The sequence below is a fragment of the Stenotrophomonas sp. LM091 genome (genome assembly GCF_001806305.1).
Classification (GTDB): Bacteria; Pseudomonadota; Gammaproteobacteria; order Xanthomonadales; family Xanthomonadaceae; genus Stenotrophomonas; species Stenotrophomonas bentonitica_A.
Genome location: NZ_CP017483.1, coordinates 3,157,671 through 3,169,481, shown reverse-complemented (window position 1 = coordinate 3,169,481; position 11,811 = coordinate 3,157,671). Strand labels below are relative to the sequence as shown.

General features: G+C 68.6%; 12 protein-coding genes. 7 read left to right on the top strand and 5 right to left on the bottom strand.

Annotated features, from left to right (window positions below):
* Positions 1–1,122: an efflux RND transporter periplasmic adaptor subunit gene (locus BIZ42_RS13950; RefSeq protein WP_237393601.1), complete on the bottom strand. Its 1,122-nt coding sequence runs from the start codon at positions 1,120–1,122 to the stop codon at positions 1–3.
* Positions 1,123–1,382: 260 nt separating this feature from the next.
* On the opposite strand from BIZ42_RS13950, the gene BIZ42_RS13945 reads away from it, so the two are divergent.
* The 5 genes from BIZ42_RS13945 to BIZ42_RS13930 all read left to right on the top strand — a co-directional run bounded on the left by BIZ42_RS13945 (position 1,383) and on the right by BIZ42_RS13930 (position 5,782).
* Complete coding sequence (locus BIZ42_RS13945; RefSeq protein ID WP_070426764.1) at positions 1,383–2,066, top strand: response regulator transcription factor; 684 nt, start codon at positions 1,383–1,385, stop codon at positions 2,064–2,066.
* The gene (locus BIZ42_RS13940; protein WP_156785747.1) at positions 2,059–3,429 is read left to right on the top strand and encodes an ATP-binding protein; all 1,371 of its coding nucleotides are present in this window, start codon (positions 2,059–2,061) and stop codon (positions 3,427–3,429) included. The genes BIZ42_RS13945 and BIZ42_RS13940 overlap by 8 nt, the downstream gene beginning before the upstream one ends.
* 136 nt (positions 3,430–3,565) lie before the next feature.
* Positions 3,566–4,702 (top strand): PepSY-associated TM helix domain-containing protein, encoded by a 1,137-nt coding sequence (locus tag BIZ42_RS13935; RefSeq protein WP_070426762.1) that lies wholly within the window; start codon positions 3,566–3,568, stop codon positions 4,700–4,702.
* Complete coding sequence (locus tag BIZ42_RS19570; RefSeq protein WP_152663795.1) at positions 4,699–4,881, top strand: hypothetical protein; 183 nt, start codon at positions 4,699–4,701, stop codon at positions 4,879–4,881. Before BIZ42_RS13935 ends, BIZ42_RS19570 begins: the two co-directional genes overlap by 4 nt.
* Positions 4,882–4,969: 88 nt before the next feature.
* On the top strand, positions 4,970–5,782 hold the full coding sequence (locus BIZ42_RS13930; RefSeq protein ID WP_070426761.1) for a sugar phosphate isomerase/epimerase family protein: 813 nt from the start codon (positions 4,970–4,972) through the stop codon (positions 5,780–5,782).
* Between the two features lie 73 nt (positions 5,783–5,855).
* Here BIZ42_RS13930 and BIZ42_RS13925 read toward each other — a convergent pair whose 3' ends face one another.
* The 4 genes from BIZ42_RS13925 to BIZ42_RS13910 all read right to left on the bottom strand — a co-directional run bounded on the left by BIZ42_RS13925 (position 5,856) and on the right by BIZ42_RS13910 (position 9,238).
* Positions 5,856–6,734 (bottom strand): SDR family NAD(P)-dependent oxidoreductase, encoded by an 879-nt coding sequence (locus tag BIZ42_RS13925; protein WP_070427549.1) that lies wholly within the window; start codon positions 6,732–6,734, stop codon positions 5,856–5,858.
* A gap of 86 nt (positions 6,735–6,820) precedes the next feature.
* Positions 6,821–7,204, bottom strand: a complete 384-nt coding sequence (locus BIZ42_RS13920; RefSeq protein WP_019185367.1) for a YbjQ family protein — start codon at positions 7,202–7,204, stop codon at positions 6,821–6,823.
* A 122-nt stretch (positions 7,205–7,326) separates the two neighbouring features.
* Positions 7,327–7,623, bottom strand: coding sequence for a hypothetical protein (locus BIZ42_RS13915; protein WP_046274036.1), 297 nt, complete (start codon positions 7,621–7,623; stop codon positions 7,327–7,329).
* A gap of 97 nt (positions 7,624–7,720) precedes the next feature.
* Complete coding sequence (locus tag BIZ42_RS13910; RefSeq protein ID WP_237393510.1) at positions 7,721–9,238, bottom strand: alpha/beta fold hydrolase; 1,518 nt, start codon at positions 9,236–9,238, stop codon at positions 7,721–7,723.
* Positions 9,239–9,397: 159 nt separating this feature from the next.
* Here BIZ42_RS13910 and BIZ42_RS13905 point away from each other — a divergent pair, with 159 nt between their 5' ends.
* Positions 9,398–11,107 carry a sensor histidine kinase gene (locus BIZ42_RS13905; RefSeq protein WP_070426760.1) on the top strand — a complete coding sequence of 570 codons (1,710 nt, stop codon included), beginning with the start codon at positions 9,398–9,400 and terminating at the stop codon, positions 11,105–11,107.
* The gene (locus BIZ42_RS13900) at positions 11,095–11,796 is read left to right on the top strand and encodes a LytTR family DNA-binding domain-containing protein (protein ID WP_070426759.1); all 702 of its coding nucleotides are present in this window, start codon (positions 11,095–11,097) and stop codon (positions 11,794–11,796) included. The genes BIZ42_RS13905 and BIZ42_RS13900 overlap by 13 nt, the downstream gene beginning before the upstream one ends.
* Positions 11,797–11,811: the final 15 nt, after the last annotated feature.

The window sequence follows — 11,811 nt, the reverse complement described above, 5'->3', positions numbered from 1 at the left end:
TCAGCCTTCGCCGGCCGGCGCGGCGGCAGGCGCCGCGGCCGGTGCGGCTGCGGTGGCGGGCTTGATCCGTACCGTGGCGCCTTCGCTCAGCCCCTGGCGGCCACTGAGTACGACCTGCTCACCGGCACGCAGGCCTTCGAGCACCAGCCACTGATCTCCCACCGCGCGCGCCGTGGTGAAGGTGCGTTGATGCACGCGGCCATCCGCCCCCACCACCCACGCCAGCGCCTCGCCCTTCGGGCTGCGGTCCACTGCTGCCTGCGGTACCAGCAAGGCCTGCTGGCGCGTGCCCTGCCCGACCTGGGCGCGCACGTACATGCCGGGCAGCAGCTGTCCCTGTGGATTCGGGAACTGCGCACGCAGGGTGATGCTGCCGGTTTCCTGATCGACATCGATGTCGGCGAATTCCAGCGTGCCGGCCAGCGGGTAGGCGGTGCCATCGGAGAGCTTGAGCTGCACCGGCGCGCGGGTCGCCTCCACACCACCGTCGGCGATCGCCCGGCGCAGCGCCAGGTATTCGTTGCTGGACTGGGTGATATCCACGTTCATCGGGTCCACCTGCTGGATCCGCGCCAGCGGGTCGGCCTGGCCATTGGTCACCAGCGCGCCCGGGGTGAACAGCGCGCGGCCGATCCGCCCGCTGATCGGCGCGGTCACCCGGGCGAAGCCCAGGTTGGTACGTGCGGTATCGAGCACTGCCTGCGCCGCCTGCACCGCCGCCGCCGCCTGCTGGTGGGTGGCCACCGCGTCATCCACATCCTGCTGCGCTGCCAGCTGGCCCGCGCCCAGCTGCTGCATGCGCTGGGCACGCAGCCGTGCCGCCACCGCAGTGGCCTGCGCGGTGCGCACGTTGGCCTGCGCTTCGTTCACCGCGGCCTGGTACAGCGCCGGTTCGATCTGGAACAGCGGCTGCCCGGCCTTCACCCTCTCGCCCTGCTCGAACAACCGGGCCTGCAACACCCCGGAAACCTGCGGGCGCACCTCCGATTCCTGCGACGCCACGGTGCGACCGGGAAGCTCCTGGGCCAGCGCCAGCGATTGGGCCTGCAGGTTCAGCACCGTCACCTCCGGCGCCGCGCCGGGCGCCTTGGGCGTCTGCTTACTGCAGGCGCCCAGCGCCAACGCCGCCGCCAACCCCAGCAGCGGCAGACGCCAGGGGCCGGGCAACGGGCCAGAAGCCGGGGGGACGGGAGCGGGTCGGTCATGGGGGGCGGGCTTCCAGGCGAGAACGGGGCAGGCGGCCCGGATGGCAGGGCCACTGCTCGGGGCGAATATAGGAGAACCGGGGCGAGGATCCGGCGAAAACCGCATGAAACATTTTTCATTTGCAGTCCCCACAGGGGGTTGCGACGATGCACCCGTCCCAATCGTCAAAGTGGCCCATGCCGCGCGTACTCACTATCGAGGACGACCTCGTCACCGCCGAGGAAATCGCCACGGAACTGCGCAGCCACGGCTTCGAGGTGGACCGGGTGGGCAACGGCGAGGACGGCCTGGCGATGGCCGCCCGCGGGGACTACGCCGTGATCACCCTGGACCGCATGCTGCCGGGCATCGATGGCCTGGCCCTGGTCACCGCCCTGCGCCGCCAGGGCATCACCACCCCGGTACTGATGATCAGTGCCCTTTCCGACGTGGATGAGCGGGTCCGTGGCCTGCGCGCCGGCGGCGATGACTACCTGACCAAACCCTTTGCCTCGGACGAAATGGCGGCCCGCGTGGAGGTGCTGATCCGCCGCCACGGGCAGCCTGCCGTGACCGGCAACCAGCTGCGCGCCGGCGAGCTGGAGCTGGACCTGATGACCCGCACCGCGCGCCGGGCCGGCGAGGAGATCCCCCTGCTGCCCACCGAGTTCAAACTGCTGGAGTTCCTCGTGCGCAACGCCGGCCAGGTGGTCACCCGTACCATGTTGTTCCAGGAGGTGTGGGGCTATCACTTCGATCCCGGCACCAACCTGATCGATGTCCACATCGGCCGCCTGCGCAAGCGCATCGACCAGCCAGGCCGTGCCCAGCCGATCCGTACCGTGCGTGGCACCGGGTATGTCCTGGACGACCATGTCTGATCAATGGCGTTCCTCCAGCAGCCGGCTGCTTGGGCTGTACTGCGTGCTGTTCGTCGCCTGGTCCAGCGTGCTGCTGGGCGTGATGTACTGGCGCGTCTCGGACTATCTCAACGACCTCGCCGAATCCGGCCTGCAGCAGCGCGCCCACCTGTTCGAGAAGTTCAACGGCCAGGCGCTGGACGATGCGCTGCGCGACAGCCTGCGCTACGACCTGCACGGGGCGTATGCCTATGGCATCTTCAGCCGCGCCGGGGAGCCGCTGGCCGGCCCGCTGCTGGCGATTCCCGGCGACCTGCGCATGGATGGACATGCCCAGGCAGTGGATAGCTGGTCATTGCGCAGCGGCCCGATCAATGCCCCCGGGCGCGCGCTCGGGGTGGAAACCCAGGATGGCCGGCTGCTGGTGTTCGTGCGCCAGAGCGGCAAGCTCACCGCGGTCAACAGCATCATCCTCGATGCGCTGCTGTGGGGCGTTTCGCTGACCAACATTCCCGGCCTGGCCGGCTGGCACATCCTGCGCCGGCGCCCGCTGAAGCGGATCCAGGAGATAGAAGCCGCGACCAAGCGGATCATCGCCGGCGATCTCGGCCAGCGCCTGCCGGTGTCCGGGCGCCCGGATGAGATCGACCGCCTGTCGAGCATCGTCAACGCCATGCTCGAACGCATCGAGCAGCTGATGACCGAAGTCAAAGGCGTGTGCGACAGCATCGCGCACGATCTGCGCACCCCGCTCACCCGCCTGCGCGCGCATCTGTACCGCACCCGTGTCGGGCTGGAGGAAGATGACCCGCGCGCGGCGCAGCTGGACAAGGCGCTGGACGAAACCGACCGGCTGATGGCGCGCTTCGGGGCGCTGCTGCGCATTTCTGAACTGGAAAGCCACCAGCGCCGCTCCGCCTTCGTCGAACTGGATGCGGGCGAGCTGCTGCGGGAGCTGCATGCGTTCTACCTGCCACTGGCCGAGGAGAAGGACCAGCAGCTGCTGCTGGAGATCGACCCGCAGGCGGGCACGTTGTGGGGCGACCGCGAGCTGCTGTTCGAAGCATTGGCCAACCTGCTCTCCAACGCGCTGCACTTCACCCCCACCCAGGGCCGGATCGTGCTGCGCGCGGTGGACGACCGCGGCACACCGCGGATCGATGTGATCGACAACGGACCGGGCATTCCGCCGCAGGACCGCACCCTGATCTACAAGCGCTTCTTCCGCGGCGGCAGTGGCGGCGAGTCCACCGAGGGGTTCGGGTTGGGGCTGTCGATCGTGGCCGCGATTGCCGGCCTGCACGGCTTCAGGGTCCGCGCCGGGGATGCCCCCGGGGGCGGGGCGTGGTTGAGCATCCGCTGTGCGGCCGAGGGCCTTCGCTGAACGAGGGCGCATCGCGTCTGCCCGGTCTGGCCGTTGGGAGACTCTTTTGTATTCCCAACCGGCATCCGGATAATCCATCGCGACCTGCCCGCCGGTCGCAGCACCGCGTGCCTCCAGCCATCGCCCGAGAGCCTTCATGCAACGTGCCACCGTCAAAGCCTGGTTCCTGATCCACAAGTGGACCAGCCTGGTCTGTACCCTGTTCCTGTTGCTGCTGTGCCTGACCGGCCTGCCGCTGGTGTTCGGCGAGGAGATCGCCCACCTCAGCGAGCCGGAGGTGGCCACCACGGCGGCCGATGCCACGCCGCGTGATCTGGACGCGCAGGTGCGCACCGCACTGGCGCAGTATCCCGGCGATGTGCCGCTGTTCGTCGGCTGGGATCCGGATGCACCCACCGTGTACGTCAACACCGGTGCACGCCCGGACACCCCGCCACCGCAGATGCACACCGCTCTGCTGCACGCGACCACCGGCGAGGTGCTGCCAGCCGCGCAGTTCAACGAAGGCGTGATGTACTTCCTGTACCGCCTGCACACCGATCTGTTCCTCGGCCTGCCCGGCATGTTGTTCATGGGCGCGATGGGGCTGCTGTTCGCGGTGGCGATCATCTCCGGCCTGGTGTTGTATGCCCCGTTCATGCGCAAGCAGCGCTTCGGCACGCTGCGCACCGGCCGCAACCGCCGGCTGGCCTGGCTCGACCTGCACAACGTGCTGGGCGTGGTCACCCTCGGCTGGGCACTGGTGGTGGGCGTCACCGGCGCCATCAACACCATCGCCAAGCCGCTGGAGCAAGCCTGGCAGAGCGAGCAGCTCGGCGAGTTCGCGGCCCGCTATGCTGGCCAGCCACGGCCGGCCACGCTGGCCTCGCTGCAGGCCGCCGTGGACACCGCACGTGCCGCCGAGCCCGGCATGCGCCCGGCCTTCGTCAGCTTCCCCGGTACCGGCTACAGCGGTGACCACCACTATGGCGTGTTCATGCAGGGCAACACCGCCCTCACCGAGCGCCTGTACCGCCCGGTGCTGATCGATGCCAAGACCGGCGAGCTCACCGCGCAACCGCAGTTGCCGGCCTACATGAGCGTGTTGCTGCTGAGCCAGCCGCTGCACTTCGGCGACTACGGCAAGCTGCCGCTGAAGGTGCTGTGGGCCCTGCTGGACCTGCTCACCATCGCGGTGCTGATCAGCGGCCTGTATCTGTGGGTGAAGCGTGGCAGTACCGACGCACGCGTCACCGAGATCGAGCGCGCCGCGCAGCATGGGGGTGCCGCATGAGCGCACCGGTGAAACCACCGCGCAGCCCCTTCATCGCCCCGGCGTGGCTTGCACTGGCCAGTGTGGTCGGCCTGGTCAGCGCGCTGATCGGCGACGGGCTGTTGGACCTCATCTCCTGGCTCGTGTTCACCGCGTTGATCGCGCTGGTGGTGCGTGCGTGGGTGAAACGCACGCGCTGACGCGACGCGGGCACATCTGCACAGGACGCCGATGCCCGGGTCGATAGCATGGAGCGCGAGATCCACTGCGTGCAAAGGCGTTGTCCCGATGAACCGATTGCCCGGCCCCCGCTTCCTCAACACGATCCTGCTTGGCGGCGACACGGTCGACAAACTCGAGGCCGCCGCCGCGTCAGGATTCGCGCAGGTCGAACTGTGGCGTGAGGATGTGGCGTCCTCATCCGTCGCCGACGTGCGTACAGCCCTGGCGCACACCGGCCTGCAGCTCACCGACGTGCAGGTGCTGCTGGATTTTGATGGCGCTTCAGCCGCCACTCGCCTGAGCAAGCGTGCCGAGGCGATGTCGTTGCTCGCGCTGGCAAACGACGTCGGTGCAGGCACTGTGCTGGTGCCTGCCTGCACGGCAACCGACTACGCGCCCGAGCGGGTTGCCGACGACCTGCGCTGGCTGTGCCTGCGTGCCGCTGAGCACGGCCTGCGTATCGCCTACGAAGGCATGGCCTGGAGTCGCCTGCACTCCACCCTGCCCTCGGCGTGGCAGCAGATCGAGCAGGTCGGGGCGCCGAACCTGGACATCGTGGTCGATGCCTTCCACCTGTTCGCCGCCGGGCGCACCGCCGATGACCTGCGCGATATCCCGGTGGAGCGCATCGCGCTGGTGCAGCTGTCGGATGTACTGGCTCAGCCGTTGCCCGGGCAGGTGACCACGCAGGCGCGGCATCACCGTTGTCTGCCGGGTGACGGCCTCTGGCCGCTGGAGACGCTGATCGATGCGCTGGCCGAGATGGGTTACAGCGGGCCGATCGGGCTGGAGGTGTTCAACGACGCGCTGAAGGCCCGTGATCCCCATGAGGTGGCGCGCGATGCCATGGCGGCGCTGGAGGCGGTGCTGGCGCACTGATGTGTTTCCGGCTGCCCTCATGCGACGGCACCACGGTGCCGCGCCAAGCGCTCAAGCAGCCACGTGCGTGGCGTCAGCGCGGCTCGACGGTCGGCCTTGCCATGTCCTGCCACTGCGCGGCGACATCCTCGACACTGCGGGCGGAAACTGCCCGCAGATCACGCGGGTAACGCACGCCCTCGGCCTCGGTCAGTCGGGTCGCATGGAACTGCCCGTTGCTGGCCCGCAGGATCCAGCCGCCCTCGATGCAGGCACGTGAAGCCAGGAACACGACACCCGGCGCCACGCCCTCTGGATGCAGTTCATCCGGTTCGCCCTCCACGCCCCACATGCGGGTCTTGGCCACCGGCGATACCGCATTGACCACGATGCCATGCGCCGCGCCCTCGGCTGCCAGTACGTTGACGATCCCGACCGCGGCCGACTTCGCCGCCGCATACGCCGCCAGCCCGTGCTGCACGTACTGCGGATACAGCGCGCGGTCGGAGGTGGTGAGCACGATGCGGCCGTGGCCCTGCGCCTGCATGGCCGGCCATGCGGCCTGCGCCAGCCACAACGGCGTCTTGGCCGCAACCGCCATCATGTGATCGAAGCGATCCTCGTCCACCGCATCGATACGCTGGTACTCGACCCAGCCGGCGTTGTGCACGATCGCATCCAGGCGGCCGTGCCGCTGCAGGATATCGGCGACCAGCGCTGCCGCCCCGCTGCGGGTATCGATACCATGGTGGCTGGCCTCGACAGAAAGGCTCTGTGCATGCAGGCGCGCCACCGCCTGATCGATCCGCCGCGGATCGGTGCCGGTGCCGTCCAGGGCGGCGCCCACATCCTGCATTACCACGTGTGCACCGCGCTGTGCCAGCAAGCGGCTGTAAGCGAGTCCCAGTCCGCCAGCGGCACCGGTGACCAGGGCAACCTGCCCGGCAAAAGAAAGTGTGTCGTTGATCGTCATGCAGACAGCATCCGCCTTGCGCAGCGCGGATGCCAATACCGATGACAGCTTGCTGCGATACTCAGGGCATATCGCACGCAGGATGCCTAGACGTGCGTGGGCTCGACGATCACCGCCGTGCCGTAGCACAGCACTTCGGTCAGGCCGGTCATCACGTCGGTGGCGTCATAGCGCATGGCGATGATCGCGTTGGCGCCCAACATCCGCGCATGATTGGACATGTCCCGATAGGTCTCTTCGCGCGCCTGCTCGCACAGCTGCGTGTAGATGGTGATGTTGCCGCCGAAGATGGTCTGCAGCCCGCCGAGGAAATTGCCCACGATTGAACGCGAACGCACGGTGATGCCACGCACCACGCCCAGGCTGCGCACCACGCGGAAACCGGGCAGTTCCATCGCCGTGGTCACCATCGCATCGTCGAGCCGGGTTGCGGGGCCTGCGCGGCCACCGCTGTTGTAAGGATCCGCCATTGCTGCCTCTATCCAGGGTGAGAGTATCGATCCGGCCAGCGCGCACGGTGCGGCTGGAGCTGGCCGAAGGATAGCGCCAAGCAGAACGCGGATGCGATGCCGGGTGACCTTCCAGTGCCCCCCTAGACGCCACCGAGCCTGACCACCTGGTATACCGCCACATTCTGCTCGGCCAGCGCCCGCACCACCTCGGGAATCAGCTGCATCGGCAGGTCCACTTCGTACCCGTGTGGACGCGCGTGCAGCAGCGAGGCGTCGAAATCGAAGGCAGGGTGGTCGCTGGCGCGCTCGACCAGGAACGTGGTGATTGCATCGCGCGCGATGCCCTCCCACTCGCCCACTTCGAAATACACCCGGTACAGCGTGTCGCCGTAATCGTCGGGCGTGCCGTGCACGGATGCCACCGCTGAATCGGTCATCGCGTCCTCCTGTGTGGGCGCAAGCGCCAGGGTCAGCCGAAACCATACACCTCGGCCGGTCCCAGGCGCCTGCACACCGCGGTACGTCCGGCGGCCCTCAGCGACCCCGCGGATCGACCAGATCGCGCTTGCTCCGCGCGAACACCGGTGCGCCTACGTCGAGCTCGGCATCACCCACCGCTCGTCCGGCCAGGAAATCGGCGATGCCCGCGGCGATGGCCGGATTTCCCAGCCACATCTCGTTGTCATGACTGGCGCCGCGTGCCAACAGCGTGCGGCTGTCTCGGAAACCCGGCCGCAGCGCTGCGGCGTTGGCCGGCGGCGTACGTCCATCCAACGTGCCACTGATGAACAGCACCGGCACGTTGCTGCGCAGCGGCCCACGGAAGGCGTCGCCGAGATCGACCAGCCCCAGGCCATCGCCGAGCGCCGGGAACGGGAAGTTCAGCGCATCGCCGAACAGGCTCTCGCGGGCCTGCGCTTCGGCCAGGGCCCGGCGCTGCGGGCTCTGCCCTGAGGCCACGTCCATCGCCAGCGACATCGCGCCGTAGCTGCCGTACTCACTGCGCAGCAGCAGCACCATTGCCGCGAGCAGATCGTAGTCGCCATTTTCGGCATCGCGCAGGATCAGCGGCAGCCACTGCTGCGTCATGCGGCGTCCCAGGCTGGCACTGATCGCAAGCTGCGCGTCGTACTCGCCGATCATCACCGGCTTGCCGCCATGCATGACACTGCGCCCCTGGCGCGGCTGCTCACGCAGTGCTGCCAGCACCCGCATGGCCGAGCCGGTCAGGTCATCGAAGCCCGCCTCCTTGGCCAGCCCGCTCAACTCCGCCAGCAGCGCATCGGCCGACAGCGGCAACTTCAATGTGTCATCGGGCCCCTCCGTGCCCATCAGCACTACCCGGTCGAGACCAGCACCGTGCAGGCGCACCGTGGCCAGCGCCAGATGGGTGCCGTAGCTCATGCCCCACAGGCTGATCTTCGGCACCTTCAACGCCCGCCGCAGGTCCTCCAGGTCAGCGGCACTCTCGGCGGTGGTGTAGGCCCCCAGATCCACGCCGGCCTCCCGCCAGTACGCCACGCAGCGGGCGGCCACCTCGCGCAGCGCGGCGAGCGCGGCGTCGTGCTGCAGCGGCTGTGCATCGTCGAACGTGTGCTGGTGCGGGCACGGCGGCGGCGGTTCGGACTCGCCCGCCCCGCGCTGGTCGAGCAGCAGCACGTCGGTCTCGCGCCGGACCTGATCGAATACCGGCCAGCGCGGACCGCGCCCGGTCCCGATTCCCGAGCCACCCGGGCCGCCGGCCAGGTACACCACCGGTGCCGCGCGACCCTCGCCGCCGGTCGCCGGCAGGCGCACTACCCGCAGGCGCATGCGCGGTCCGTTGGGGTCTGCATGCCGACGCGGCACTTCCAGGTAGCCCGCCTCGGCCGCGATGGTTCCGTGCTTCTGTGTCTCGAACGCATAGGGAGTGAACACCAGCGGCGCCGGCGCATCGGCTGCCAGCACGGGTGACGCACCGACCAGGGTCAGGCAGAGCGCTGCCCACCGCGTGACCCGAAGGCACAGGCCGGGGGCAGGAGAACGGAACAGGGACATCGGGACGTTGGACATGACGGACTCCGGGTGGGAGGTAAGGGAATCGAGCGCCGAGTGACGGCGCATGCACCACGCCGCCAGCATCACCTTCCCCACACCAGCCGAGGACGGCCCGTCCGCCGAACAGCTCCAGACGGGGGTCCAGCAGCTCCATGCAACCGATACGATGGGCCCATGCAGATCCCACGCACCCTGGCCGCCCTCGCCGTCCTGCTCATCGCAATCGCCGCGTGGCTGCTGTTGGTCGCGCCCGCACCGGGGGTGCGCTACTACGAAGCCCAGGAGATGGCGCTCGCTACGCTGGGGGCGGATGGCGCACTGCCAACCGCGCCGCCGAAGACACTGGCCTGGCAACCGGCCAACCAACGCGAACTGGTGCAGTGGCGCGGTCCTTACTGGCTGCGCTGGCGCCTGCCCGCGCCGGCAAACCAGGACGCGGCCGACCGCGCACTGCGCGTCTCGGTGCGCGCCGCCAGCCGGCCCTTCTGGAATGGCCAGCCGTTGGCCGCAAACGGCATCGTCGGCCGCAGCGCAGACGAAGAGCAGCCCGGACAGGTGGACATCATCCGTGTGCTGCCGCCCTCCTCGCGCAGCGGCACCGATGAGGTGGTGCTGCTCGCCTCCAGCCATCATCAGTGGCTCACGCCGCGCGGTGCGGATGCCTTCGTTGCGGTCGGGCCGGCCGCCTCGATCTACGGCCACGGCATCGGAGCGTGGTTGATCGCCGCCCTCGCCACCGGTGCACTCGGCGCGGCGTGCCTGTACTTCCTCGCCGCACAGCGCGGCCGGCCGCGTGTGCCCGGTGCGCGCCTGTTGCTGGCGCTGGGTGTGGTCGGCCTTGTGCTACCCGTGGTCGAAGCATGGCGGCCGCTGGTCGGGTATGCCTACCCGTGGCACGGTCCACGCCTGCTGATGCTGCTTGTGCTGCACCTCGCCGCTGCGATCCTGCTGCCGGCTTACCTGGCGCGTCGTTTCGGCGTCGCGGTGCCGAAGCCCGCCCGCGTCGCCTATCTCGCCACCCTGCTGGCGCTGGCCGCCTTCGTGCCCAGCTTCGACGGCCGCGGTGCCGCGCTGCTGCTGCTGAGCCTGCTGACCTCCGCCTGCGTGCTGCTGCGCGCCCATAGCGAGCCTGACGAACGCTGGCCGATCCTCACATTGGTCGTGGCAGGCGCGCTGGCCGTGCCCTTCGCCCGCGGCATCTTCCTGGATGGTCCCTACTTCCTGTTCCTGGCCGTGCTGATGGGCTTTCTGCTGATCCGTCACGCCGCCCAGCTGCGCGCCTTGGACCATCACAACGCGCTTTTACGGGAAGAGCGCACTCGCCTCTCGCTGCAGTTGCTGCAGCGAGGGATTCACCCGCATTGGCTGATGAACACCCTCACCGGCCTGCAGGAACTGATCGAACAGGCACCGATGCGCGCCAGCCGCCTGGTCGAATCGTTGGCTGAGCAGTTCGACCGCCTGCGTGAAAGCAGCACCCGCCCCAGCGTACCGCTGGAAGAAGAGCTGGCGCTGTGCCGCAACCACCTGGACATCGTCGGCCTGGCGCTGGATCGCCACATCGGTCTTGAGGTCGAGGGCGAACACAGCGACCTCTGGCTGCCTCCCGGCGTGCTGCATGCGCAGGTCGAGAATGCGCTTACCCATGCGGGGGCGGTGGCGTGTGCCGGGCATCCGTTCCGCCTGCGTATCCAGCGCGACGGCAACGGTTGGATGCTGGAACTGCGCAGCGCACGTGGTACCGCGCCGCATCGCGGGCAAGGCACGGGCACCCGCTACATCGAGGCAAGCCTGGCCGCCACCAGCCCGGATGGCTGGCGCTTTGAACAAGGTCCCGATGGCAATGACTGGTACGGCCGCATGGAGCTGACATGCGCATCCTGATCGTCGAGGATGAACTGCTGGTCCGCCAGCGGCTGATGCGGTTGTGCACCGAACTGGCTGGCAGCCGCGCCCGATTCGATGCCGTGGCCGACCTGGACGCCGCGGGTGACCGGCTGCAGCGCGGCGTGTATGACGGCCTGCTGCTGGATCTGAATCTGGGTGGGGAGGATGGTTTCGACCTGCTGAAGCGCGTGGTGGCTGGCCGATACCACTGCGTGGTGGTCTCCGCACATCGGGAGCGGGCGCTGCAGGCATTTGAGCATGGGGTGTTGGACTTCGTGCCGAAGCCCTTCTCACGCGAGCGGCTGGGGCAGGCGCTGGAGCGGCTGCTGGATGTTGGGCGGTATCGGTCCGGGGCGGCGCGTTACCTCGGCATCTGGCATGCGCAGGGGACGGCGATGGTGGAGCTCGCCAATGTGCTTTGGATTCGTGCTGATGGGGACTACAGCGAAGTACGTACGCGCGATGGGCGGAGTGAGCTGCATGACAAATCGCTGGCGAGCCTTACTGCCGTGCTACCGCCGGACTTTGTGCGTTGCCATCGGTCGTATCTGGTCAATCTGACGCATGTGCGGACGCTGCATGCTGCGTCGGGCAGCCGTTACTGGTTGGTGTTGAATGATGGGGCAGAGGTGCCGGTGGGGCGGGCGTTCGTTGAGGAAGTGCGTGGAGAGCTAGGGGCGATCTAAGCGCTTTCCACCGAG

Bases quoted from the DNA above. Each gene is read 5' to 3' on its own strand.
- BIZ42_RS13945 (WP_070426764.1), top strand. From the start codon at position 1,383: ATGCCGCGCGTACTCACTATCGAGGACGACCTCGTCACCGCCGAGGAA.
- BIZ42_RS13940 (WP_156785747.1), top strand. From the start codon at position 2,059: ATGTCTGATCAATGGCGTTCCTCCAGCAGCCGGCTGCTTGGGCTGTAC.
- BIZ42_RS13935 (WP_070426762.1), top strand. From the start codon at position 3,566: ATGCAACGTGCCACCGTCAAAGCCTGGTTCCTGATCCACAAGTGGACC.
- BIZ42_RS19570 (WP_152663795.1), top strand. From the start codon at position 4,699: ATGAGCGCACCGGTGAAACCACCGCGCAGCCCCTTCATCGCCCCGGCG.
- BIZ42_RS13930 (WP_070426761.1), top strand. From the start codon at position 4,970: ATGAACCGATTGCCCGGCCCCCGCTTCCTCAACACGATCCTGCTTGGC.
- BIZ42_RS13925 (WP_070427549.1), bottom strand. From the start codon at position 6,734: ATGACGATCAACGACACACTTTCTTTTGCCGGGCAGGTTGCCCTGGTC.
- BIZ42_RS13920 (WP_019185367.1), bottom strand. From the start codon at position 7,204: ATGGCGGATCCTTACAACAGCGGTGGCCGCGCAGGCCCCGCAACCCGG.
- BIZ42_RS13915 (WP_046274036.1), bottom strand. From the start codon at position 7,623: ATGACCGATTCAGCGGTGGCATCCGTGCACGGCACGCCCGACGATTAC.
- BIZ42_RS13910 (WP_237393510.1), bottom strand. From the start codon at position 9,238: ATGTCCAACGTCCCGATGTCCCTGTTCCGTTCTCCTGCCCCCGGCCTG.
- BIZ42_RS13905 (WP_070426760.1), top strand. From the start codon at position 9,398: ATGCAGATCCCACGCACCCTGGCCGCCCTCGCCGTCCTGCTCATCGCA.
- BIZ42_RS13900 (WP_070426759.1), top strand. From the start codon at position 11,095: ATGCGCATCCTGATCGTCGAGGATGAACTGCTGGTCCGCCAGCGGCTG.